At 70.5% G+C, this 22,860-nt stretch carries 19 protein-coding genes; 2 read left to right on the plus strand and 17 right to left on the minus strand.

Translation table 11 applies throughout. From position 1 onward, the window contains the following. Positions 1-241: 241 nt before the first annotated feature. The 3 genes from rlmD to RDV84_RS23540 form a co-directional block, all read right to left on the minus strand. On the minus strand, positions 242-1,591 hold the full coding sequence (rlmD, locus tag RDV84_RS23530) for a 23S rRNA (uracil(1939)-C(5))-methyltransferase RlmD (RefSeq protein ID WP_309151818.1): 1,350 nt from the start codon (positions 1,589-1,591) through the stop codon (positions 242-244). Positions 1,592-1,741: 150 nt separating this feature from the next. After that, positions 1,742-2,377: a DUF1318 domain-containing protein gene (locus RDV84_RS23535; protein ID WP_057946999.1), complete on the minus strand. Its 636-nt coding sequence runs from the start codon at positions 2,375-2,377 to the stop codon at positions 1,742-1,744. A gap of 164 nt (positions 2,378-2,541) precedes the next feature. After that, positions 2,542-4,590, minus strand: coding sequence for a translocation/assembly module TamB domain-containing protein (locus RDV84_RS23540; protein WP_309151819.1), 2,049 nt, complete (start codon positions 4,588-4,590; stop codon positions 2,542-2,544). Positions 4,591-4,635: 45 nt separating this feature from the next. Here RDV84_RS23540 and RDV84_RS23545 point away from each other — a divergent pair, with 45 nt between their 5' ends. Next, a complete protein-coding gene (locus RDV84_RS23545) occupies positions 4,636-5,361 on the plus strand; it encodes an Hpt domain-containing response regulator (RefSeq protein WP_309151820.1) in 726 nt (241 codons plus the stop codon). A gap of 340 nt (positions 5,362-5,701) precedes the next feature. Here the strand turns inward: RDV84_RS23545 and recO are convergent, their stop codons facing one another. The 9 genes from recO to rpoE all read right to left on the minus strand — a co-directional run bounded on the left by recO (position 5,702) and on the right by rpoE (position 15,381). Beyond that, complete coding sequence (recO, locus tag RDV84_RS23550) at positions 5,702-6,448, minus strand: DNA repair protein RecO (protein ID WP_309151821.1); 747 nt, start codon at positions 6,446-6,448, stop codon at positions 5,702-5,704. A 178-nt stretch (positions 6,449-6,626) separates the two neighbouring features. After that, positions 6,627-7,520, minus strand: a complete 894-nt coding sequence (era, locus tag RDV84_RS23555; RefSeq protein ID WP_250443581.1) for a GTPase Era — start codon at positions 7,518-7,520, stop codon at positions 6,627-6,629. Between the two features lie 296 nt (positions 7,521-7,816). Next, positions 7,817-8,479 (minus strand): ribonuclease III, encoded by a 663-nt coding sequence (gene rnc, locus RDV84_RS23560; RefSeq protein ID WP_078997358.1) that lies wholly within the window; start codon positions 8,477-8,479, stop codon positions 7,817-7,819. Continuing rightward, positions 8,472-8,849, minus strand: coding sequence for a DUF4845 domain-containing protein (locus RDV84_RS23565; protein ID WP_078997357.1), 378 nt, complete (start codon positions 8,847-8,849; stop codon positions 8,472-8,474). Before RDV84_RS23565 ends, rnc begins: the two co-directional genes overlap by 8 nt. A 112-nt stretch (positions 8,850-8,961) precedes the next feature. Continuing rightward, entirely contained in the window at positions 8,962-9,747 is a 786-nt protein-coding gene (gene lepB, locus RDV84_RS23570; RefSeq protein ID WP_057946992.1) for a signal peptidase I, read from the minus strand. Between the two features lie 183 nt (positions 9,748-9,930). Beyond that, positions 9,931-11,724: a translation elongation factor 4 gene (lepA, locus tag RDV84_RS23575; RefSeq protein ID WP_057946991.1), complete on the minus strand. Its 1,794-nt coding sequence runs from the start codon at positions 11,722-11,724 to the stop codon at positions 9,931-9,933. A gap of 281 nt (positions 11,725-12,005) precedes the next feature. Beyond that, the gene (locus RDV84_RS23580) at positions 12,006-13,577 is read right to left on the minus strand and encodes a Do family serine endopeptidase (protein WP_309151822.1); all 1,572 of its coding nucleotides are present in this window, start codon (positions 13,575-13,577) and stop codon (positions 12,006-12,008) included. A 197-nt stretch (positions 13,578-13,774) separates the two neighbouring features. Next, complete coding sequence (locus RDV84_RS23585; RefSeq protein WP_078997354.1) at positions 13,775-14,761, minus strand: sigma-E factor negative regulatory protein; 987 nt, start codon at positions 14,759-14,761, stop codon at positions 13,775-13,777. After that, positions 14,761-15,381 carry an RNA polymerase sigma factor RpoE gene (rpoE, locus tag RDV84_RS23590; protein WP_057946989.1) on the minus strand — a complete coding sequence of 207 codons (621 nt, stop codon included), beginning with the start codon at positions 15,379-15,381 and terminating at the stop codon, positions 14,761-14,763. Before rpoE ends, RDV84_RS23585 begins: the two co-directional genes overlap by 1 nt. 268 nt (positions 15,382-15,649) lie before the next feature. On the opposite strand from rpoE, the gene RDV84_RS23595 reads away from it, so the two are divergent. Next, positions 15,650-17,719, plus strand: coding sequence for a 3-hydroxyacyl-CoA dehydrogenase NAD-binding domain-containing protein (locus RDV84_RS23595; RefSeq protein WP_057946988.1), 2,070 nt, complete (start codon positions 15,650-15,652; stop codon positions 17,717-17,719). Positions 17,720-18,775: 1,056 nt separating this feature from the next. On the opposite strand, the gene RDV84_RS23600 is transcribed toward RDV84_RS23595, so the two are convergent. The 5 genes from RDV84_RS23600 to pabC form a co-directional block, all read right to left on the minus strand. Continuing rightward, entirely contained in the window at positions 18,776-19,135 is a 360-nt protein-coding gene (locus RDV84_RS23600; RefSeq protein WP_057946987.1) for a PilZ domain-containing protein, read from the minus strand. Continuing rightward, positions 19,132-20,103: a DNA polymerase III subunit delta' gene (locus RDV84_RS23605; protein WP_309151823.1), complete on the minus strand. Its 972-nt coding sequence runs from the start codon at positions 20,101-20,103 to the stop codon at positions 19,132-19,134. The genes RDV84_RS23600 and RDV84_RS23605 overlap by 4 nt, the downstream gene beginning before the upstream one ends. After that, positions 20,100-20,750, minus strand: a complete 651-nt coding sequence (gene tmk, locus RDV84_RS23610) for a dTMP kinase (protein WP_309151824.1) — start codon at positions 20,748-20,750, stop codon at positions 20,100-20,102. The genes RDV84_RS23605 and tmk overlap by 4 nt, the downstream gene beginning before the upstream one ends. Next, entirely contained in the window at positions 20,747-21,907 is a 1,161-nt protein-coding gene (gene mltG, locus RDV84_RS23615; protein WP_309151825.1) for an endolytic transglycosylase MltG, read from the minus strand. The genes tmk and mltG overlap by 4 nt, the downstream gene beginning before the upstream one ends. A gap of 66 nt (positions 21,908-21,973) precedes the next feature. Next, complete coding sequence (gene pabC / locus RDV84_RS23620) at positions 21,974-22,810, minus strand: aminodeoxychorismate lyase (protein WP_309151826.1); 837 nt, start codon at positions 22,808-22,810, stop codon at positions 21,974-21,976. Positions 22,811-22,860 lie beyond the last annotated feature (50 nt).

The following is a 22,860-nucleotide window of genomic DNA, read 5'->3' on the forward strand; positions in this document are numbered from 1 at the left end:
ACTGCCCGCGCCGCGGCAGGTCCGTCGCCGTCCCCTCGCCCTCGCCCTCGCCGTCATTCCGGCGAAAGCCGGAACCCATTTTGATTTTGCCTTTGCTTTCCAAGCCCAGCAGCCAACCGCAACAGCAAAATGGGTTCCGGCTTTCGCCGGAATGACGGCGTGTGAGGCGCGTGAGGCGTGCGAGGTCTGCGAGACTTGCGAAAGATGCGGGCGGCTGCAGTCGCGACGCGAGCCGCGCGCCTCAGCGCTCGAACATCGCGATCGATTCCACGTGCGCGGTATGCGGGAACATGTCCATCACCCCCGCCGCGCGCAGCTTCCAGCCCTTCTCGCGCACCAGGTAGCCGGCGTCGCGCGCCAGCGAGGCCGGATGGCAGCTGACGTAGACGATGCGCTTGAACTGCTTCAGCGGCAGCTGGGTCAGCACGAAGTCGGCGCCCGAACGCGGCGGGTCCAGCAGCAGGCGGTCGAAGCCTTCGCGCATCCAGCGCTCGCCGCTGAGGTCCTTGCCCAGGTCGGCGGCGTAGAACTGCGCGTTGCCCAGGCCGTTGTGCGCAGCGTTCTCGCGAGCGCGCTGCACCAGCCCGGCCTCGCCTTCCACCCCGACCACCTCGCGCACGCGCCGCGCCAGCGGCAGGGTGAAGTTGCCGAGGCCGGCGAACAGGTCGAGCACGCGATCCTCGGGCTGCGGCTCCAGCAGGTCCAGCGCGTGCTGGATCATGCGGCCGTTGAGCGAGGCGTTGACCTGGATGAAATCGAGCGGACGGAACTTCAGCCGCAGGTCCCAGTCCGGCAGCGAGAACTGCAGTTGCGGATCGGCCGGCCACAGCGGATGCACGGTGTCGATGCCGCCGGGCTGCAGGAAGATCGCGAAGCGGTGCTCGCGGCCGAACGCGGCCAGCTTGTCGCGGTCGCCGTCCGACAGCGGCGCGAGGTGGCGGAAGGTCAGCGCGATGCCGTCGTGATCGTCCATGCGGTCGCCGCCGATGAACTCCACCTGCGGAATCTCGCGGCGCCCGTCCATGCCGTCGATCAGCGCGGCCAGCGCCGCGACCTTGTCGCCGATGGCCGGGATCACCGTTTCGCAGCGGGAAATGTCGGCGACGAAGCGCGGATCGGTCTCGCGGAAACCGACCAGGGTCTTGTCCTTCTTCTCGACCCGGCGCACCGAGAACCGGCCCTTGCGCCGGTAGCCCCAGGCCGAGTCGGTCAGCGCCGGCAGCACCCGCTCGGGCATGACGTGGCCGATGCGCTCGAAGTTCTCCATCAGCACGCGCTGCTTGGCCAGGATCTGCTGGTCTTCGGCCAGATGCTGCAACGCGCAGCCGCCGCACACGCCGAAATGCGCGCAACGCGGATCGACGCGGTCGGGCGAGGCCTGCAGCACCTGCACCGCGACGGCTTCGTCGAAGCTGCGCGAACGCGCCGTCTGCTTGGCCATGACCCGCTCGCCGGGCAGCGCGCCGGCGACGAATATCGCCTTGCCGGCGCTGTCGGGGGCCTTGGGATCGGGGCGGCGGCCAACGCCGCGGCCGTCGTGGGTGAGACCGGAAATGGCGATCTCGAAAGGAGTCTGGTCGATGCGGGCCACAGCGGCTGGCGGGGTTTTACGGCCGGCTATTGTCGCATGTTCGGGACCGGGGACCGGGGAGCGAACGCAAACCGGCTCCGCAAGAAAAAGCCCGCCAAGCGGCGGGCTCTCGCTTTCACCGGGTCCCGGGTCCCCGGTCCCCGGTCCCGATTACTTCTGCTTCCAGGCCCCGCCCGCGTCCTGGTACCACCAACCGCCCTTGGCGCTCTCGATCCACTGCTTCGAGAACACCTGGCGGATCTGGCCTTCCCATTCGGGATGGTTGTTGGCCACGGCGATTTCCTTGTAGACCGCATTGGAATCGCGGTTCTGGTCGGCCACCGCCTGATTGACGCCGACCCGGTCGGACAGCGGGATCTTGGCCGCGTCGCGCACGCTCACGGTGCCGTTGCTGGCGAAGCCGAGCGCGCCGGAGTCGAACTGCGCGCGCAGCTGCGAATCGAAGCGCTGGGCCATGCGCGACTGGATCGCCTGGATCGCCGGGGTCTTGATCGAGATGTCCGGCGACTGCGCGCGGGCGCTGCCGATACCGGCCACCGACCACCAGTCGATGCGGCTGGCCAGTTCGCCCCAGCGCAGCGACGGGCGATCAAGCGCGGCGCTGCCGCCGGACTTGCCGCCTTCCGACGGCTGGGCCTGCGGCTGCGCCGCGGGCGTGTCGCCGATGACCTTCTCGACGAATTCCTTGGCCGCTTCCTTGGCCTCGGCGGCCGGGAAGTAGACGTTGATGGTCACGCAGGCCGTCAACATCACGGCGGCGACCGGTACTCCCATCCAACGGCGCATGAGCGGATCCTTCTGGTTGTGCGCGTCCGGCGCGGCGGGCCGCCGGTCCGTCCGCGGCAGTGAACGAATGCCCGCCATTGAACCACGGCGGCGTTGAACGGCAAGGCTACGCCGGCCGGCCGGCCGCGCCGCGGCCCCGTCCCGCCCGGCCGCGCGCGGCGGCCTTACTGCACCACCGGCTTGAGCTCGCCCTTGCTGACCGCCTCCATGCGTTCGAGCAGGGTCGGCCAGTCGACCCGGTGGTTGTAGCCGACCACGTCCAGGTGCGGCACGCCGGCGCCGCGGACGATGGTGAAGCCGGGCTTGCCGTCGGGGCCGGCCTTGGCCGCGCCGAGCCCGCCCATCTGGCAGACCTCGTCGGCGAGCTTGCAGGAGATGCCCAGGCGGGCGTAGCCGAAGTCGTCGAAGAAGCCGATCAGCCGGTCCTGCAGGCTGCCGACGAAGGACGAATCGCCGACGCTGGACAGGTCCTGCACCGCGCGCTGGCTGATGCGCTGGCGCACGCCGCGGGCTTTTTCGGTATGCAGTTCGGCGTCGAACGCGGTCGGCTGCCAGTCGACCAGGCGCAGCTGGTCGATGCGGCCGTACAGGCGCCCGGTGATGCTGCCGAAGCCGAACACGCCGGTCAGCGACTCCAGGTCGATGTTGCGCAGCGCCAGGTCCGAGCTCAGCGTGGGCGCGACGCCGAACGGCCGCTCCATCGCCAGCGACGATACCTCGACGGTGCCGCCGAACAACTGCATCGCCAGGCCGCCGTCGAGTTCCAGTCGCTCGTCGGCGTAATGCGCCTCGGGGATGCGGCCGCTGAGCTCGCCGGTGAAGGCCGGCCAGTCCAGCGCCTTGGACAGCTGGGCGACGTCGAGCCGGTCCAGGTTCAGGCCGAAACGCAGGTCCAGGCCCTTGCCGCCGGCCGGCGGACGCAGGCGCAGGTTGTCGGCGCCGACCCGGCCGCCGAGCATCGGGAACGAGATCGCGCGCTGCAGCCGGAATTCGCCGTGGTCGCTGGAGAACGGCAGCCGGGTGGGGCCGAATTCCAGGCCGTACAGCGCGCCGCTGCGCCAGCTCAGTTCGCTCTCGCGCGAGGCGGCGTCGGAATAGGCCAGGCTGCCGTCGAGGCCGTCGAAACGGAACCGCCCCTGTTCGTCGCGCAGGCGCACCTCGCGCAACTGCGCGCGCGCCTGCGACAGGTCGCCGCCGCGCAGGCTCAGTTGGGCATCGAGGCCGCCGGACAGTTCCAGCTTGGACAGCCCGGCCAGGCCGAGGAAGCCCGACAGGTAGCGTTCGCGCAGCGGCGCCAAGTCCGGACTGGCCAATTGCAGGTCGAGCGCGTCCAGGCTCGCATCGCCGCGCAGCGCGGCGCTGCCTTCCGCATCGAGCGCGCCGGGATCGCGCCAGGCGATGCGCGGCAGGCGCCAGCCGCCGCCGGGCCCGCTCTCGGCCTGCAGGTCCAGCGCCACCGGCTTGCCGCGCAGGGCGATGTAGGCGTTGCCGAACAGCATCTCGCCGTCGAGCAGGCGCCCGCCCAGGCGCAGGCGGGTGACCGCGCCCAGCTCGCTGTCCACGCGCAGGCGCGCGGCCAGTTTCTCGCCGGCGACCAGGCCGTCGGGCGTGTCGAAACCGGCGCCGTCCACGCTCAGTTCGCCGGCGATGCGCAGCGGCGCGCGCGCCGGCGCGGTGAGATCGAGGCGGCCGTCGACGCTGCCGGACTTGATCCGGCCCTCGCTCCAGGCCTTCGCCGCCAACGCCTGGGCCCAGGCCAGAGGCACCCGGGCCAGGTCGATGCGGGTGGCGTCGGGCGTGGCGGCGGCGCGCTGCAGCGAGATGACGCTGGCGCCGCGGCTCAGGCGCGCGTCGGTGCTGGCCACGCCCAGGTCCAGCGCCAACTTCATCGGCGCCCCGCCCTGCCCGCGCACTTCGCCCTCGCACCGCCAGCCGCCGCGACCGTCGCGGCGCAGCGGGCAACGCCAGGCGACCTCGTCGAAGCGGTAGCCCAGATCCGGCGCATCGATCCGGCCGGCGCGCAGCTCCAGTTCGCCCTGCGCCGCGCCGTCGGGCCAGGACAGGCGCACCTGCACCCGTTCCAGCTGGGCCACGCCGGTGGCGACGCGGGCGATCCTGGCGTTCAGCGTGCGCGCCTCACCATCGGCCGGCAGCGCCCACAGGCAGACCGCCCCGAGCAGGGGCAGCGACAACCCCATCAGTAGGCGTAACATGGTCCGCAGCATGGAAGCAGGATAGCGGGCGGAAGCGAACCGGCAATGAAGAATTCCCAGGTCCCACGCGTGTTGCTGGTCGAGGACGACCCCACCAGCCGAGCCTTTCTGACCGCGGCCGTGGAAGCCGTGCCGGCGCAGGTCGACGGCGCCGACAGTCTGGCCGCGGCGATGGCGCTGGGCGCTTCGACCGATTACCAACTGTGGCTGTTCGATGCGCACCTGCCCGACGGCAGCGGCAGCGAACTGCTCGAGCGCCTGCGCCGCTCGCACCCGGCCACGCCGGCGCTGGCGCACACCGCCACCGGCGAGAGCGAGGTGCGCGACCGCCTGATCGCCTCGGGCTTCTGCGAAGTGCTGGTCAAGCCCTTGCCGGCGGCCGCGGTGCGCGGCGCGATCCGGCGCCTGCTGGGCCTGCCCGAACCCGATGCGCCGGCTTCCGCGTGCGCGGCCGACGCCGACACCGCGCCGGTCTGGGACGACGAGTCCGCCGCTCGCGCGCTCAACGGCAACCGCGCCCACATCCTGACCCTGCGCGGGTTGTTCGTGCAGGAATTGCCGAACGCGCGACGCTCGATCCTGGCCGCGGCCCAGCTCGGCAACCTCGACGCCCTGCGCGGCGAACTGCACAAGCTGCGCGCCAGTTGCGGCTTCGTCGGCGCGGCGCGGTTGGGGCAGACGGTGCAGGCGCTGCAGGCGCAGCTGGATTCGGCCGAAGGGCTGGCGCGGTTCGATCAGGTGGCGCGCGAGACGATCGAATTGGCGGGTTGAACCACGGGCTAAGCGGCGATCCGAACGGGAAGCGTCGGGACTGAAGGCCCTTCCACAGAAGCGGTTCGGGCCGGTGTGTGGCACGTCGCTGCGGACAGCGCCGATTGGCTCGGGTGGTTTCGCCGTGATCTGAGCGGGAAGCGTCGGGCCTGAAGGCCCTCCCACAGAAGCGATGCGGGCCGGTGCTTGGCGCGTCGCTGCGCACAGCGCCGACTGGCTCGGGTGGTTTTGTCGTGATCTGAGCGAAAAGCATCGGGCCTGAAGGCCCTCCCACGAGACCAAGTCTGCAGGCGCGGTTTACAGGTCGGGCTCGCGCTCTACAGGCGTAGCCCGCGGCGGCTCAGGGGTTGTCGTCGCGCACCGCGGGGCGGGACACGCGCGCCAGGTCGGCCATCATTTCCCAGGATTTCAGCCCGCGCGGGCCGAGGTGGTGGACCAGCACCGAGCGCAAGGCGTAGCGCAGGCCCGGCAGGTCGCTGGGCTCGGGCTGGCGGTCTTCGGCCAGGGCCAGCAGGGCGCGGCCGGTCGCCGCGGCGCTGCGTTCGCCGTGGCCGCGGTCGCTGAGCAGGCGGCGCGCGCCCTGCTCCGGGTCGAGACGGTAGCGTGCGGCCGGATCGATCGGGGCGCCGTCGGCGTCCGCGCTCCAGTCCAGGCCCGAGCCCAGCGCGTCGAGCAGGTCGCGCTCGAAACGGCGCAGGGTCCAGGCCAGGTGCGGGCCGTCCAGGCGCGCGCGGGTGCGGCCGTAGAGATCGTACAGCTCCGCGAACGGGTCGCCGCGCGGCACCAGCCGCAGCAGCAGTTCGTTGACGTAGAACCCGGCCAGCGCGGCGTCGCCGTGCAGGCGCGGCGCCGCGTCGATCGCTTCGGCCGTCGCCAGCCGCGCCAGTTCGCCGCGCAGCAAGGCATCCAGGCGCACGTGCTGGAACGGCTGCAACGCCGCGCGCAGGACCTGCTTCTTCGGCCCCTGCACCCCGCGCGCGACCAGGCCGATCCGGCCGTGCTGCTCGCTCAGCGCTTCCACCAGCACGCTGGTCTCGCGCCAGGGACGGACGTGGAGGATGTAGGCGGGTTCGGCGGTCAGGCGCATGGGCTCGGGGGCGGGACCCGGGACCCGGGACCCGGGACTCGGGACTCGGGACTCGGGACTCGGGACTCGGGAAAGGCTAAAAAACACAACCGTGGGAACTACTGCCTTCATGGCGATATTCCCGGGATCTCGACTGTTGCCTACGGGTCCCGTGTCCCGGGTCCCGGGTCCCGAACCATCATTCGTAACCCAACTGCCGCAGCGCCGCTTCGTCGTCCGACCAGCCCTCGCGCACCCGCACCCAGGTTTCCAGGAACACCTTGGCGCCGAACAGGTGCTCCATCTGCACCCGCGCCTTGGCGCCGATTTCGCGCAGGCGCGAACCGGCCTTGCCGATGACGATGGCCTTCTGGCCGTCGCGCTCGACCCAGATCACCGCGCCGATGCGCAGCATCGCGCCGTCGACTTCGAAGCGTTCGATCTCGACCGTGGTCGCGTACGGCAGTTCCTCGCCGAGCTGGCGCATGAGCTGCTCGCGCACCATCTCGCCGGCGAGGAAGCGCTGGCTCTTGTCGGTGATCTCGTCCTCGCCGTACAGCGGACCCTGCTCGGGCAGCAGCGCCAGCACGGTCTTGACCAGCGCCTCCAGGCCGCTGCGCTTGAGCGCGGAGATCGGATGCACGCCGGCGAACTCGCGGCCTTCGGTGATCTGCGCCAGGTACGGCAGCAGCTTGGTCTTGTCGGCGATGCGGTCGACCTGGTTGACCACCAGCACCACCGGCAGGCCGGCGCCGCGCAGGGCGTCGTAGGCGAGCGTGTCCTCGTCGTCCCATTGGCCGGCGCGCACGACCAGCAGCGCGGCGTCGACGCCTTCGAGCGAGCCGCGCGCGGCGCGGTTCATCATCCGGTTCATCGCCCGCTTCTGTTCGCGGTGGATGCCGGGGGTGTCGACCAGCAACACCTGGCCTTCGGGGAAGGTGGCGATGCCGAGCAAGCGGTGGCGCGTGGTCTGCGGACGCGGCGAGACGATGCTGACCTTGGCGCCGACGAGGGCGTTGGTCAGGGTGGATTTGCCGACGTTGGGTCGGCCGATGACGGCGACGTAGCCGGCGCGGTGCGGAGTGGAGGTCATGGGGGAATTGTCCGCTTGAGCGGCGGGGACGGCAAATTTAGGGATCGGGGATTCGGAATCGGGTAACGCCGCGAGCCGCCCGGCCCCGCCTGCCGCCATTCCCGCGAAAGCGGGAATCCAGAGACTTCAGCGCCCTGCCTGGATACTGGCCTTCGCGGGGATGACGCTAGGCGCAGGTCGCCGCATCCGGACGGATTCGACGGCTCGGGCGGCCGGCGACCGCCCACCCGCCCCCGCAAACGGCAAGGCCCGCCAAAAGCGGGCCTCAAGCGTCCAACAACCCCGAACCCGCGCCCTCAGTCGTCGGCCTTGAGCAAGCGCAGGACCTCTTCGGCCGCGAGTTGCTCGGCGGCGCGGCGCGAACCGGCCTCGCCCTCGGCGCTCAGCGGCGGCTGGCCGACGGTGCAGCTGACCCGGAAGGTCTTGGCGTGGTCTTCGCCGCTCTCCGCCAGCAACGCGTACAGCGGCAGCGGCTTCTGCCGGCCCTGCAGCCATTCCTGCAAACGGGTCTTGGCGTCCTTGCCGACCTTGTGCGCCGGCGGCAGGGCCTCCATCGCCGGCACGAACCACGGCAGCACCTGGGCGCGGCAGGTCTCGAAGCCGGCGTCGAGGTAGATCGCTCCGACCACGGCTTCCAGCGCATCGGCCAGGATCGAGTCGCGGCGGTGGCCGCCGGATTTCATCTCGCCCGGGCCCAGGGTCAACCGGGCGCCGAGTTCCAGGGTGCGCGCGATCGGCGCCAGCGCCGATTCGCGCACCAACTCGGCCCGGGCGCGGGTCAGCGCGCCCTCGTCGGCCTGCGGCCAGCGCTGGTACAGCGCCTCGGCCACGATCAGGTTCACCAACGCGTCGCCGAGGAACTCCAGGCGCTCGTTATGCGGCGCCCCGGCGCTGCGGTGGGTCAGCGCTTGCTCCAGCAGGGCCGGGTTGGCGAAGCGATGGGAGATCGGATCAGTCACCTTCTTTGCTGGTCAACGCTTGCTTGGCTTCGAAATGGCCGACGACATCGAGATTGGCGATCAGCGGACGACGCACTTCGTAGGCGACGGTGATTTCCAGGCCGCGGTCGTTGCGCTGCACCTTGAAGTGCTCCTGCTTGACGCTGTCCACATAGCTCATGTCCATGCGGCGGAAGAACAGGTCGCGCGCCTTGGCCGCATCCATCTGGCCGGCGCCGGGTTCCTTGGCCAGATCGGCGAGGGAACGCTTGACCGAGTAGTAGTCGGTGTACATCGGCACCAGCTTCATGCCGACGTAGGCGAAAACGCCGACCACGGCCAGCGTGATGATGAAACCGAGCAGAGTGATGCCGCGCTGATTACGCTTCATGAGCCTGTATCCCCATTGGATCCCGATTGCCGATCGTGCTTGCCATCCAGGGCACGCCGCTCCCTACCGCCCGACCCCGCCGTCGCGAACCCCCGCCGCGACGGCCCGGCCGTCAAGGAATGCTATTACCGATCCGGGAAAAATCCACGCCTTCGTCGAAGTTCATCCAGATCAGGAACGCCCGGCCGCGCAGGTTCTGCTCCGGCAGGAAGCCCCAGTATCGGCTGTCCTCGCTGTTGTCGCGATTGTCGCCCATCACAAAATATTCGCCCTTCGGCACCACCCAATCGCCTTCGCCCTGGTCCAGCAGCGGCGACTCGGTGCGCAGCAGGATGCGGTGCACGTGGTTGCCGATCTGCTCGCTCAACTCCTGCGCGCCGGTCATTTCGACGCCCTTGCCGCGACCCTGGTAGGTGCCGATCGGAGTGTAGGGCACCGGTTCGCCGTTCACCGTCAGGCGGCCGTCGCGATAGCTGATCTTGTCGCCCGGCAGACCGATGATGCGCTTGATCCAGTCCTGCTCGGGATGGTGCGGCGGACGGAACACGACCACGTCGCCGCGCGCCGGCTCGCCCATCGGCAGCACCTTCTGGTTGCTGATCGGCAGGCGCAGGCCGTAGGTGAACTTGTTGACCAGGATGAAGTCGCCGGTCAGCAGGGTCGGCATCATCGAGTTCGACGGAATCCGGAACGGCTCGGCGATGAAGCTGCGCAGGATCAGCACCACGAACAGCACCGGGAAGAACGCCTTGGAATAGTCGACGACCACCGGCTCCTTGCCGTCGTCGAGCAGTCCCTCGCGCGCGGCGCGGCGCTTGGCCAGCACCAGCTTGTCGAGCAGCCAGATCACGCCGGTGAACAGGGTCAGCGACACCAGGACGATTTCGAACCAACGCATGCTTGTTCCTTGTCCGGGCCGGGAGCCGGAACGGGGAACCGGGAAGCGGCCGCGCCGCCCTCGTGTTCCGCCGATCCTCCGCCCGATCCGTGGTTAGTTGATGAAGACGAAAACCTCAGCGAACCCGCGGCGCCGGCAGCGCGCCGGCCATGGCCGATTCCCCACTCCCTATTCCCGTCCGGATTACTTGCTGTCGGTCGAGAGCACCGCCAGGAACGCTTCCTGCGGAATTTCGACCCGACCGACCTGCTTCATCCGCTTCTTGCCCTCTTTCTGCTTCTCGAGGAGCTTCTTCTTGCGGGTGATGTCGCCACCATAGCACTTGGCCAAAACGTTCTTGCGCATGGCCTTGACCGTGCTGCGGGCGATGATCTGCGAGCCGATCGCGGCCTGGATGGCGACGTCGAACATCTGCCGCGGGATCAGGTCCTTCATCTTCTCGCACAGCTCGCGGCCGCGCCGGTCGGCGTGGCTGCGATGGACGATGATCGACAGCGCATCGACCTTGTCGCCGTTGATCAGCGTGTCCACGCGCACGAACGGGCCTTCCTGGAAACGCAGGAAGTGATAGTCCAGCGACGCGTAGCCGCGGCTCACCGACTTCAGCTTGTCGAAGAAGTCCAGCACCACCTCGGCCATCGGCAGCTCGTAGCTGATCTGCACCTGGCTGGCCATATAGGTGATGCCGATCTGCACGCCGCGCTTTTCCTCGCACAGCTTGATCACGTTGCCGATGTAGTCCGGCGGGGTGAGGATATTGGCGCGGATCACCGGCTCGCGGATCTCCTCGACCATGTTCACCGGCGGCAGCTTGGCCGGATTGTCCATCGGGATCGTGGTGCCGTCGGTCTTGAGCACCTCGTAGATCACCGTCGGCGCGGTGCTGATCAGGTTGAGGTCGTACTCGCGCTCCAGCCGCTCCTGCACGATCTCCATGTGCAGCATGCCGAGGAAGCCGCAACGGAAACCGAAGCCCATCGCCTCGGAGCTTTCCGGCTCGAAGCGCAGCGCGGCGTCGTTGAGGCGCAGCTTTTCCAGCGCCTCGCGCAGCGACGGGTAGTCCTCGGCGTCGACCGGGAACAGGCCGGCGAACACGCGCGGCTGCATTTCCTGGAAGCCCGGCAGCGGCCCGGGCGCCGGATCGCCGGCCAGGGTCAGGGTGTCGCCGACCGGCGCGCCGTGCACGTCCTTGATCGAGGCGGTGATCCAGCCCACTTCGCCGGCGCCGAGCTTCGGCAACTCCTTGCGCTTGGGGGTGAACACGCCGACCTTGTCGACCTGGTGGGTGCGCCCGGTCGACATCACCAGGATCTTGCTGCCCGGCTTGATCTCGCCCTGCATGACCCGCACCAGCGAGACCACGCCGAGGTAGTTGTCGAACCACGAATCGATGATCAGCGCCTGCAGCTTGTCGGTGTCGCGCGGCTTCGGCGGCGGAATGCGGTGGACGATCGCCTCCAGCACCAGTTCGACGTTGAGGCCGGTCTTGGCGCTGATCGCCACCGCGTCCTCGGCGTCGATGCCGATGACCGCTTCGATCTCGGTCTTGGCGCGCTCGATGTCGGCGGTGGGCAGGTCGATCTTGTTGAGCACCGGAACCACTTCCAGGCCCTGCTCGACCGCGGTGTAGCAGTTGGCCACCGACTGCGCTTCCACGCCCTGGGCGGCGTCGACCACCAGCAGCGCGCCCTCGCAGGCGGCCAGCGAACGGCTGACTTCGTAGCTGAAGTCGACGTGGCCGGGGGTGTCGATGAAGTTGAGCTGGTAGGTGTTGCCGTCCTTGGCCTTGTACGGCAAGGAAACGGACTGCGCCTTGATGGTGATGCCGCGTTCGCGCTCGATCGGATTGGAATCGAGCACCTGCGCTTCCATCTCGCGCGCTTCGAGGCCTCCGCACAGTTGGATGATGCGGTCGGCGAGCGTCGACTTGCCGTGGTCGACGTGGGCGATGATGGAGAAGTTTCTGATCAGGTGCATGCAGGGCGACGCGGGACTCGCCGGCTCCAAGGTTGAGCGGACAGGAAAATTAACGGGACATTATCGCACAGCCCTCGACGGGAGTTGGCGCCCGGGCGGCGATCCGCGCGCGGCGACAGGCGTCCGCGTTCACGGATCGCCCTGTCCGCCCGGCCCGGCAAGGCCCGGCGGCGGATGCGAAGACGCCCGCCGCGATGCGGCGGGCGTCCGATCCGTGCCGGCGCCGGCGACCGCGCCGGCCCCGCCCGTGCGGGTCCGCGCGGCCGCGACGCCGGCGCGCCTCACTTCGTTTCGGCCGCCTGGACCGCGATGAACTGGGTCTGGGCGCCGCGCCGGACCAGCAGCATCACGGTCTGGCCCGGGCGCACCCCGGCCAGGGCCCGGTTCAGCGCCGCCGCGTTGCCGACCGCGGTGCGGCCGACCGACAGCACCACGTCGCCCGGGCGCACCCCGGCATCGCCGGCGTCGCCCGGATCGCGCACCAGCACGCCCTCGCCCGCCTTCAGGCCCAGGCGCTGGCGCGCGGCCTGGTCGACGTCCTGAACGATCAGGTTGAGCGGATTGCCCTTGGCGTTCGGCGCCGAGGCATCGTCGCGGTCGGACGGCTCCGAACCGGCCGCGCCGCCGGCCAGGCTCGCGTCGAGTTCGTTGACGGCGACGTTGAGCTCGACCGTCTTGCCCTCGCGGAACACGCCCAGCCGGGCCTTGGAGCCCGGCGCCATGTTGCCGATCAGCGGCGGCAGGTCGCTGGATTCGCGCACCGCGGTGCCGTTGACGCTGCGGATCACGTCGCCGGCCTGCAGGCCGGCCTTCTCGGCCGGGCCGCCCGGCACCACCTGCGAGATCAGCGCGCCGTTGGCGTCGGGCAGGCCCAGGCTCTTGGCGCCGTCGATGGTCATCGCCTGCACCACCACGCCCAACTGGCCGCGGCTGACCTTGCCCTTGGCCCGCAGCTGCTCGGCCGAGTTCATCGCCACGTCGATCGGGATCGCGAAGCTCACGCCCATGTAGCCGCCGGAGTTGGAGAAGATCTGCGAATTGATGCCGACCACCTCGCCCGCGGTGTTGAGCAGCGGGCCGCCGGAGTTGCCCTGGTTGATCGCCACGTCGGTCTGGATGAAGGGCACGTAGCGCTGGTCGGCGTACGGGTTGGCGCGGCCGACCGCGCTGACGATGCCGGCGGTGACCGAATGGTCGAGGCCGAACGGCGAGCCGATCGCCACCACCCACTGGCCGGCCTTGGTCAGCCCGGCGTTGGCGCTGCGCAGGAACGGCAGGCCCTTGGCGTCGATCTTGAGCAGGGCGACGTCGGACTGCTCGTCGCTACCGATCACCTTGGCCTTGAACTCGCGCCGGTCGGTGAGCTTGACGGTGACGTTGTCGGCGCCGTCGACCACGTGGTGGTTGGTCAGCACGTAGCCGTCCTGCGAGATCAGGAAGCCGCTGCCGATCGAACGCCCGCCGCCGCGCGGCTGGCGCGGGCCCTGCTGGCCGGGACCCTGGCCGCCCGGGCCGGGGAAGTCGGGGCCGAAGAAGCGGCGGAAGAATTCGGGGATCTGGTCCTCGTCGGGCATCTGGTTGCGCGAGCGCGCCTGGCGCTTGGGCGTGATCTCGGCGCTGATGTTGACCACCGCCGGGCCCACGCGCTGCACCAGCGCGGTGAAGTCCGGCAGGCCGGCGACGATGGGCGCGGACGGCGTCGCCGACGGCGGCGGCGCGATCGGCGCGGTCGGCGGCTGCGCGGTGCAGGCCACCGGCAGCGCGGCGATGATCGCGCCGACCAGGGCTAGCGACTGGAGCGGCCGGCGGCGTGCGGGGGAAGTCTGGGTCGGAACGTGGATCGGCAGGGTCATGACGGCGGCCTCGGTACGGCTGGGGTTGTCCAGGGTGAGGGGCGATTGGCGGCAAAACCGCGGCAAACCGACCCCGTTGCGCGGGCGGGCCGCGCAGGCGGGAGGGAATTCGGGGAGGGTCCGGCCATCGTCGTCGGCGCGGACCCGGCCGGCGCGATGCGGGCGGGCCCGCATCGATCAGCAAGCGATCGGACAGCCTATGGCTGCGGCGGCTGCGGTTCCTGGACCGGCGGCCGGGTTCGCGCGGCGGACGCATCCTGCGCCGGCTCGAACGGGTAGAACGACGGCGACACCAGCCCGGAACTGCCGTAGCTCGCGCTGTAGGCGCTGCTGCTCGGGTAGTTCGGCAACGCCGCGCGCGGCCACGGCCGCGCCGCCGGGGTTTCGCCCGATTGCGGCCGGAACGGGTTGGCGTGGCCGGCATCGGCGACGGCGGTCATCGGCGCGCCGGCGGCGGCGACCTGCAACGGCGCCTCCTGGGTCTGACGCTCGGATGCGCGCACGGCGGCGCGTTGGCTCTGCCCGCGCGAACGGCGTTCGTTGAGGCGGCGCGGCAGCTCGGCCACGGCCACCGCCGCGCCCGCGGCGATGCCGGACGCATCGGCCGAGGTCAGCCCGGTCTCGGCGGTCGCCGGCGTCTGCGCGGCCAGCGCTTGCGGCGCCTGGGCCGGAGCCGGTTGCGGTACGGCCGGAGCGGCGGGCTGGGCCGGAGCCGCGCCCGGCGCGGCCTGCGCCGCGACCTGGGCCGGATCGGCCACGCCACCGGCGGCCTCGTCGGAGAACGGCCGCGCCACGAACAGCGCCGCGACCGCGACCGAAGCCGCCAGCGCCGCGCCGCCGATCCAGCCGCGGCGCGAGCCGGCAGCCTTGCGCGGCTTGATTTCGGTTTGCGCCGGCGGGGCCGCGGCGGCCTGGCTGGCCTGCAGCGCCGCGTCGGCGGCGATGGCCGCGGCGACGCGCTCGGCGAAGCCGGTCGCGGCGAAGCCCGGCGCCGGCTCGGCCGCGCCGTGGGCGCGGCGCCGCAGCACGTCGCCGCACAGCTGCCAGCGGCCGCAGGCCTCGCGCCATTGTCCGTCGTGGCTGAGCCGCTTGAAGGCGAAGCGCGCGGCATCGCCGTCGAGCTCGCCGTCGAACAGCGCGCTCAGCGTCTCGTTGTCGTCGCCTGAGTGAATGGTGGAAGTCATCAGTGAGCGCGCTCCCTGGTGCGGTGAGTACCCTGGTCTTGATTGTCCAGAAGGGGCCGAAGTTCCGTATCGATCGCCTCGCGGGCGCGGAAGATGCGCGAACGCACGGTGCCGATCGGACAATTCATCTTCTGCGCGATCTCTTCGTAGCTCAGGCCATCCACCTCGCGCAGGGTGATCGCCGATCTCAGTTCCTCCGGCAGGGAGTCGACCACGCGCATGACCGTGCGTTCGATCTCCTGCCGCAGCAGTTCGTGTTCGGGGGTGTCGGTGTCGCGCAGGCGCACGCCGGTCTCGAACTGCTCGGCGTCGCCGGCGTCGATGTCGTCGGTCGGCGGGCGACGGTTCTGGGCGACGAGGTAGTTTTTGGCGGTATTCACGGCGATACGGTGCAACCACGTATAGAACTGGGCGTCGCCGCGGAAATTCGCCATCGCGCGGTAGGCGCGGATGAAGGTTTCCTGGGCCACGTCCTGGCATTCGCTCCAGTCGGGAATGTAGCGCCCGATCAACGCGGTGATCCGATGCTGGTACTTGCGCACCAAGGCATCGAAGGCCGCGCTGTCGCCGCGCTGGACACGCCTGACCAGCTCCTGGTCCAACAACTCGTTATCGGCCATACCGCGCCGGCACTCCTGTCGGCTCGGCGCTGGGCCGAGCAATGGGACAACCCTGTCGGGGCAAAAGTTCAATCGCCGGAGTAATGGGGCCGCCGGCGACCGCTCGCAACCGCCAAGTGTCACACAACCGGCGCCCTCGCCGCCCGCACGCCGGCTGAAAGGCCCGCCGGGCGGCCGCGCGGCGGGGTGCCGGCGTCGCCGATTTGACGGCAGCCGAACCAGATCGGGATGATAGCGGCCTATTCCATACCTGAACGGATGGTGCGGCATGACTGCAGCCCTCGACGGCCTCCCCGCGTTTGACGGGCTCCGCGCCCGCCATTGGCATACCGAACTGCGCGAGGACGGCGTCCTGGTGCTGTCCTTCGATCGCGAAGGCTCCCCGGTCAACACCTTCGCCCAGGAAGTGCTGATCGAACTCGACAGCCTGCTCGAGCGCCTCGCCCTGGACCCGCCCAAGGGCCTGGTGCTGCGCTCGGCGAAGGCCTCGGGCTTCATCGCCGGCGCCGACATCAAGGAATTCCAGACCTTCGACGAGAAGGGCACGGTCGGCGACGCGATCCGGCGCGGCCAGCAGGTGTTCCAGCGCCTGGCCGAGCTGCCCTGCCCCACGGTCGCGGCGATCCATGGCTTCTGCATGGGCGGCGGCACCGAGATCTCGCTGGCCTGCCGCTACCGCGTCGCCAGCACCGATCCGTCGACCCGCATCGGCCTGCCGGAAGTGAAGCTCGGCATCTATCCCGGCTGGGGCGGCAGCGTGCGCCTGCCGCGCCTGGTCGGCGCGCCGGCCGCGTTCGACATGATGCTCACCGGCCGCAGCCTGTCGGGCTCGGCCGCGCGCGCGATCGGCCTGGTCGACAAGACCGCCGAGCCCGCCGTGCTGGTCGACACCGCCGCCGCGCTGGCCTTGCGCGGCGCGCAGCGTCCGTTCAAGCAACGCTTCACCGCCTGGGCCAGCAACACCTGGCTCGCGCGCAAGATCCTCGCGCCGATGCTGGTCAAGCAGGTCGCGCGCAAGGCCAAGAAGGACCACTACCCCGCGCCGTACGCGCTGATCTCGACCTGGGAGCGCGCCAGCGGCGGCGTGCAGGCGCTGCTCGCGGCCGAGCGCAAGTCGGTGGTGAAGCTGTCCGGCACACCGACCGCGCGCAACCTGATCCGGGTGTTCTTCCTGCAAGAGCGGCTCAAGGGCCAGGGCGGCAAGGATCACAAGATCAAGAACGTGCACGTGGTCGGCGCCGGCGTGATGGGCGGCGACATCGCCGCGTGGTCGGCCTACAAGGGTTTCGAAGTCACCCTGAGCGACCGCGAGCAACGCTTCATCGACGGCGCGCTGGAGCGCGCGCAGGCGCTGTTCGCCAAGAAAGTGAAGGACGAGGCCAAACGTCCGGCGGTGGCGGCGCGGCTCAAGGGCGACCTCGCCGGCGACGGCGTCAAGGACGCCGACCTGGTGATCGAGGCGATCATCGAAAAGCCCGAAGCCAAGCGCGAGTTGTACGACGCGGTCGAACCGCAGCTCAAGCCCGACGCGCTGCTGACCACCAACACCTCGTCGATCCCGCTCGACGAACTGCGCGAACACATCCGCCGTCCGGCGCAGTTCGCCGGCCTGCACTACTTCAACCCGGTCGCGCTGATGCCGCTGGTGGAGATCATCCGCCACGACCGCATGGCGCCGGAGACCGAGCAGCGCCTGGCCGCGTTCTGCCGCGCGCTCGACAAGCTGCCGGTGCCGGTCGCCGGCACGCCCGGCTTCCTGGTCAACCGGGTGCTGTTCCCGTACATGCTCGAAGCCGGCACCGCGTTCGCCGAAGGCATTCCGGGCGCGGCGATCGACAAGGCGGCGGTGAAGTTCGGCATGCCGATGGGCCCGATCGAACTGATCGACACCGTCGGCCTGGACGTGGCCGCGGGCGTCGGCGCCGAACTCGCGCCGTTCCTCGGCCTGACCGTGCCGGCGGCGCTGGCGGGCGTGGAGCCCGGCAAGCGCGGCAAGAAGGACGGGCAAGGCCTGTACAAGTGGGAGAACGGCCGCGCGCAGAAGCCCGAGCTGGCGAAGGACTACAAGGCGCCGGCCGACCTGGAAGACCGCCTGATCCTGCCGATGGTCAACGAAGCGGTGGCCTGCCTGCACGACGGCGTGGTCGCCGACGGCGACCTGCTCGACGCCGGCGTGATCTTCGGCACCGGCTTCGCTCCGTTCCGCGGCGGTCCGATCCAGTACGTGCGCGAGACCGGCGTCGACAACGTGCTGACGCGGCTCAAGCAATTGCAGGCGCGCTACGGCGAGCGCTTCGCTCCGCGTCCGGGCTGGGATTCGCCGGCGTTGCGTCCGTAACCTGAGCCGCACTTCCACGAAAAAGCCGCGCCCAGCGCGGCTTTTTCTTTGCGTTCGATCGAAGCCATCGCGAGGGCGGCAAAATCTGTCCACGCCCTTGCCGCATCGACCCGCCGTAATCCCCGCGCCCCACGCACCGTCATTCCGGCGAAAGCCGGAATCCATGTTGCTCCTGCCGTTGCATTTGCACTTGCATTTGCTCGCCCCCGAGCCCGATGCAGTCGTACCGCAGCCCCGGAGGGCGTGCGCATGGATGCGCACGCGCGCCATGGGGCAGGATGCCCCTTATGGCGCGGCCCCGCGCCGCTGCGAGCCATAGTGGCTATTGATCCGAAAAAACAAGGCCTTTTCTTTGGTTACTTTCTTTGTGGCTTAAGACAAAGAAAGTGACCCGGCCGCTTGCGGACGGAAGCTGTTGATGTTCGCTTGTCGTCACAAGTACGCACACGCAAAGACGAACCCCACCGCGGCACGCCCCCTGTAGGAGCAGCGCAAGCCGCGACCGCGCCATCGCGGCGATTGCGAAAGTTTCGTCGTAGTTGCGTTGTCGCGGTCGCGGCTCGCGCCGCTCCTACAGTCGGATACGCAACCCCGCGTCCGTCATTCCGGCGAAAGCCGGAACCCATGTTGACGTTGCTGCTGCTTTCGCCGTTACCGATGTTTCGCGCGACGACAAGCCACCATCAACAGCTTTCGTCCGCAAGCGGCCGAGCTACTTTCTTTTGTCAGCGCGACAAAAGAAAGTAGCCAAAGAAAAACGCTTGTTCAAGGTCACAAGCCACTAAGTCCAGCACCTTGCGCGGGGCTGCGCCATAAGGGACATCCTGTCCCATGGCGCACGCGCGCATCCATGCGCGCGCCCTCCGGGGCTTCGGAGCCAGGGCCTGCGGCGAGGTTTTCGTCCAAGCAAATGCAAGACAAGGGCAAGGCAACAGCAACAGCATTCCGCCCTTCCCGAGAAAGGCAGCCGCAGACTCGGTTGCATCGGATCGTCGCGACGGATTACCTCGCGCCCGCCATCCCGGCCGCCTCCGACAGGAAACGGCCGCAGCCGCGTCACATCGTGTGCGTCGGCCGCTCGGCGTTCAACGTACCGGCCAGCAAGGCCTCGATCTTGCCCTTGATCGCATCGCCCTCGGCGGTCTCGGCGAACTGCACGCCGATGCCCGCGGTGCGGTGCCCCTGCGCGCCGGTCGGCGTCACCCACACCACCTTGCCCGCGACCGGCATGCGCTCGCCCGACTCGGGCAGGGTCAGCAGCAGGAACACCTCGTCGCCGAGGAAATAGCGCTTGGGCGTGGCGATGAAGATGCCGCCGTATTTCAGGAACGGCATGTAGGCGCTGTACAGCGCGGCCTTGTCCTTGATCGTCAGCGACAGGATGCCCTGCCGCGCTGCGCCCGCTGGTGCGTTCATGCCCTTCCTCCCCCGGCGCGGCGCGCTTCGTCGCTGCGCCAGGCCATCAACAATTCGGTGACCGCCAGATCGGCGCGGACCGTGGTCCGCAGCAGTTCGCGGGTCCGGTTGGCCCGGTCGAACCAGGACGCAAGACTGCGCGCGCGCGCCGGGTCGGTCAAGCCGGCGCTGGCTTCGGCGAGCGCGATGTCCGACGCGTGTCGCAGACGCAACACCGCATGCTCGTCGCCGACCCAACGCTGCGCGACTTCGGGCGCGGAGGTTTCGCCGCGGCCGAGCTTGGCCAGGTCGGCGGCGACTTCGCGGCGCAGCTTGAGGCCGTCGCCGGTCAACCATTCGTGCGCCAATCCGGGATGGCCGCGCGCCGCATCGAAGGCCTCGCGCGCGGCCGCGTCGGCATGGCCCTGGGCCTTGAGCCAGGCCAGCGCCTCGTCCTGCGGCGGCAAGCGGAATTCCAGGCGCTGGCAGCGGCTGCGGATGGTCGCCGGCAGCCGCGCCGGGTGCGAGCTCACCAGCCACAGGTAGCGGCCCGGCACTGGTTCTTCCAGGGTCTTGAGCAGCGCGTTGCAGGCGGCGGTGTTGATCGCGTCGGCCGGGTCGATGATCGCGATCTGCGCGCCGCCGTACTGCGGCGTCAACGCCAGCCGTTCGGACAGGTTGCGGATCTGTTCGATCACGATTTCGCTGCGCAGCTTGGTGCCTTCCTTGTTCGGCACGAAGCTGACCAGTTGGTAATCCGGATGCGTGCCCGCGGCCAGCAGCAGGCAGCTGCGGCAACGGCCGCAGGGGCCGCCGTCGGACAGGCGCTCGCGGCACAGCAAGCCCTCGGCGAGCCGCTGCGCGACCGCGCGCTTGCCCAGTTCGGCCGGGCCGCAGAACAACAGGCCGTGGCCGAGCCGGCCGGCGCCGATGGAGGCCTGGGCCTGGTCGTAGATGCGCCGTTGCCACGGCGCGAAAACGGCGCTCATGCGGCGTCCTCCGCGGTCGCGGCGATCAACGCGCGCAGCCGCGCCACCGCCTGCGCGGCGACCGCCTCGGCGGGCTGGGCGGCGTCGATCACTTCGAACCGCGCCGGCTCGGCCGCGGCGCGGTCGCGATAGCCCTGGCGCACGCGCTCGAAGAACTCGTTGCGCTCGCTCTCGATGCGGTCGGCGGCGCCGCGCCCGCGCATGCGCGCCAGGCCGACGTCGACCGGCACGTCCAGCAGCAGGGTCAGGGCCGGGCGGATGCCGACCACGCGCCGCTCCAGTTCGGCGATGAACGCCGCGTCGCCGCCGCGGCCGGCGCCCTGGTAGGCGTAGCTGGCGTCGGTGAAGCGGTCGCTGACCACCCAGGCGCCGCGCTGCAGCGCCGGCAGCACGGTCGCGCGCACGTGCTGGGCGCGCGCGGCGAACGCCAGCAGCAGTTCGGTTTCGTCGGTGGCCGGCTCGTGCTGGGTGTCGAGCATGAGCCCGCGGATCTGCTCGGCCAGCGGCGTGCCGCCGGGCTCGCGGGTGTAGACGGCCTGGATGCCGGCGGCTTCGAACGCGCCGCGCAACGCGGCCAGCACGGTCGACTTGCCGGCGCCTTCGCCGCCCTCCAGGGTGACCAGGCGCGGCCAGGTGCGCAGGCTCATCGGCTCGCTCCCGGCGCGGGCCGGGCGGCGGGCGCCGCGGACGCCGGCGACGCTTCGGCCGCTTCCTCCAGCACCGCCTTGCCCTCCTCCGGCTGGCCGCGGCCCTGGTTCTGGCGATAGCGCTGCAGGTACAGGCGCACGTTGGCCTGGTGCTGGGCGTAGGTCGCCGCGAACAGGCTGCGGCCGCTGCCGTCGCCGGCGGCGACGAAGAACAGCGCATCGCCCGGCGCCGGATTGGCCGCGGCCTTGAGCGCGGCCAGCCCGGGCATGGCGATCGGCGTCGGCGGCAGGCCGGCGCGGGTGTAGGTGTTGTACGGCGTGTCGGTCTGCAGGTCGCGCTTGCGGATGTTGCCGTCGTACGCCGAGCCGATGCCGTAGATCACGGTCGGGTCGGTCTCCAGGCGCATGCCGAGCTTGAGCCGGCGCTCGAACAGGCCGGCGATCTGCGCGCGTTCGGCCGGCACGCCGGTTTCCTTCTCCACGATCGAGGCCATCGTCAGCAGCTCGTACGGGGTCTTGAGCACGCTGTCCTTGTCGCGTCCGGACCACGACGCCGCCAGCGCCTTGTCCATCGCTGCGGCCGCGCGCTTGAGCACGTCCAGATCGCTGTCGCCGCCGGTGTAGAAATAGGTTTCCGGCAGGAAGCGCCCTTCCGGGTGCTGCCCGCCCTTGCCGAGCGCCTTCATCAGCGCCGCGTCGTCGAGCTGTGCCGCTTGTTGCTTGAGCTTATCCGCGCGCGCCAGCGCCGTGCGCAGGTCGCGCACGTTCCAGCCGTCGACGATCACGAAGCGGTGGCTGACCACCTTGCCGTCGCGCATCGCGACCAGCAGCGCGCGCGGGCTGGTGCCCGGCGCCAGCGAATACTCGCCGACCTGCAGCCGCCCGGCCGCGCCGAGCTGCTTGGCCAGCAGGCGCCACTCCAGTTCCTCGCCGACCTCCACCCCGGACGCGCGCAGCTTGCGCACCACCGTCGGCAGAGAATCGCCGCGCTCGACCAGCAGGCTCTGATCCGGCGCCAGCCCGCGCAACGGCGCGTCGGCGAAGCCGAGGTAACGCTGCCACGCCCACCCGCCGCCCACGGCCAGCGCCGCCAGCAACAGTACGATCACGATCAGGCAACCGCAGCCGCGCTTGCCTTTCTTTTCCTTTGCCGCCACGCAACCTCCGTCGAACGATCCGGGCCCGCCGCGCCGCCGCGGACCGGCGGCCGCGGATGCGGCGGCTCAGTCGTCGCCGGGGACGAAGGCGGGATGGGCGTCGCCGAGCCGGCGCCGCAATTCGGCCACGGCCGGATGCGGCACCCACTGCCGCTCGCCGAGCCGCGCCACGGGCAGGATACCGCGCACGGCGTTGCACAGGAAAATGGCATCGGCGCGTTGCAGTTCGTCGGCCGCCACCGCCGCGACCCGCGCCGCGCCGAGTTCGATCAGGCGCTGCCGGCACACGCCGGCCACGCCGCAGCGATCCACCGGCGGCGTGGTCCATTGCCGCCCGTGCAGGACGAACACATTGGCGGCGGTGGCGCAGACCGCCTCGCCGGCGGCGTTGCGCAGCAGGCCCTCGTCGATGTCCGGATCGTCCCATTCCGCCCGCGCCAGCACCTGCTCCAGGCGGTTGCAGTGCTTGAGCCCGGCCAGCGCCGGCTGCTCGGCCAGGCGCAGCTCGCACCAGCGCAGGCGCAGGCCGCCGGCGCGCGGCGGCGGCGGCGGCGGATGGCGCGAGAGGGTCCACACCGGCTCGGCCCGCGCCGGCGGCGCGTACCCGCGCCCGCCCGCGCCGCGGCTCAGGATCAGCTTGAGCACCGCGTCGGCGCCGGCGAGCAGTTCGAGCGCCTCGGCGCGTACTCGCTCCGGATCGGGCAGCGCCAGGCCCAGGCGCTGCGCGCCGTGCGCGAGCCGCGCCCAATGCGCGTCCCACCACGGCAGTTCGCCTCGGTGCGCGCGCAGGGTTTCGAACAGGGCGTCGCCGTAGGCCTGGCCGCGGTCGAACGGCGGCAGCGCCGGGAGGCGGACGCCGCCGCGGAAGAAACGCGCTTCGGGAAGGTCGTCGGCTGCGGACATGGCGGCCATCCTACGCGGCCCGCCGGACCGCCGCGCCGGCTGCGGCGCCA

It is taken from the genome of Lysobacter yananisis (genome assembly GCF_031199375.1).
In the GTDB taxonomy this organism is placed as follows: Bacteria; Pseudomonadota; Gammaproteobacteria; order Xanthomonadales; family Xanthomonadaceae; genus Lysobacter; species Lysobacter yananisis.

Bases quoted from the DNA above. Each gene is read 5' to 3' on its own strand.
- tmk (WP_309151824.1), bottom strand. From the start codon at position 20,750: ATGAGCCTGCGCACCTGGCCGCGCCTGGTCACCCTGGAGGGCGGCGAA.
- lepB (WP_057946992.1), bottom strand. From the start codon at position 9,747: ATGCGTTGGTTCGAAATCGTCCTGGTGTCGCTGACCCTGTTCACCGGC.
- era (WP_250443581.1), bottom strand. From the start codon at position 7,520: ATGACCTCCACTCCGCACCGCGCCGGCTACGTCGCCGTCATCGGCCGA.
- lepA (WP_057946991.1), bottom strand. From the start codon at position 11,724: ATGCACCTGATCAGAAACTTCTCCATCATCGCCCACGTCGACCACGGC.
- RDV84_RS23595 (WP_057946988.1), top strand. From the start codon at position 15,650: ATGACTGCAGCCCTCGACGGCCTCCCCGCGTTTGACGGGCTCCGCGCC.
- recO (WP_309151821.1), bottom strand. From the start codon at position 6,448: ATGCGCCTGACCGCCGAACCCGCCTACATCCTCCACGTCCGTCCCTGG.
- RDV84_RS23540 (WP_309151819.1), bottom strand. From the start codon at position 4,590: ATGTTACGCCTACTGATGGGGTTGTCGCTGCCCCTGCTCGGGGCGGTC.
- RDV84_RS23580 (WP_309151822.1), bottom strand. From the start codon at position 13,577: ATGACCCTGCCGATCCACGTTCCGACCCAGACTTCCCCCGCACGCCGC.
- RDV84_RS23600 (WP_057946987.1), bottom strand. From the start codon at position 19,135: ATGAACGCACCAGCGGGCGCAGCGCGGCAGGGCATCCTGTCGCTGACG.
- RDV84_RS23605 (WP_309151823.1), bottom strand. From the start codon at position 20,103: ATGAGCGCCGTTTTCGCGCCGTGGCAACGGCGCATCTACGACCAGGCC.
- RDV84_RS23535 (WP_057946999.1), bottom strand. From the start codon at position 2,377: ATGCGCCGTTGGATGGGAGTACCGGTCGCCGCCGTGATGTTGACGGCC.
- RDV84_RS23545 (WP_309151820.1), top strand. From the start codon at position 4,636: ATGAAGAATTCCCAGGTCCCACGCGTGTTGCTGGTCGAGGACGACCCC.
- RDV84_RS23565 (WP_078997357.1), bottom strand. From the start codon at position 8,849: ATGAAGCGTAATCAGCGCGGCATCACTCTGCTCGGTTTCATCATCACG.
- rpoE (WP_057946989.1), bottom strand. From the start codon at position 15,381: ATGGCCGATAACGAGTTGTTGGACCAGGAGCTGGTCAGGCGTGTCCAG.
- RDV84_RS23585 (WP_078997354.1), bottom strand. From the start codon at position 14,761: ATGACTTCCACCATTCACTCAGGCGACGACAACGAGACGCTGAGCGCG.
- pabC (WP_309151826.1), bottom strand. From the start codon at position 22,810: ATGTCCGCAGCCGACGACCTTCCCGAAGCGCGTTTCTTCCGCGGCGGC.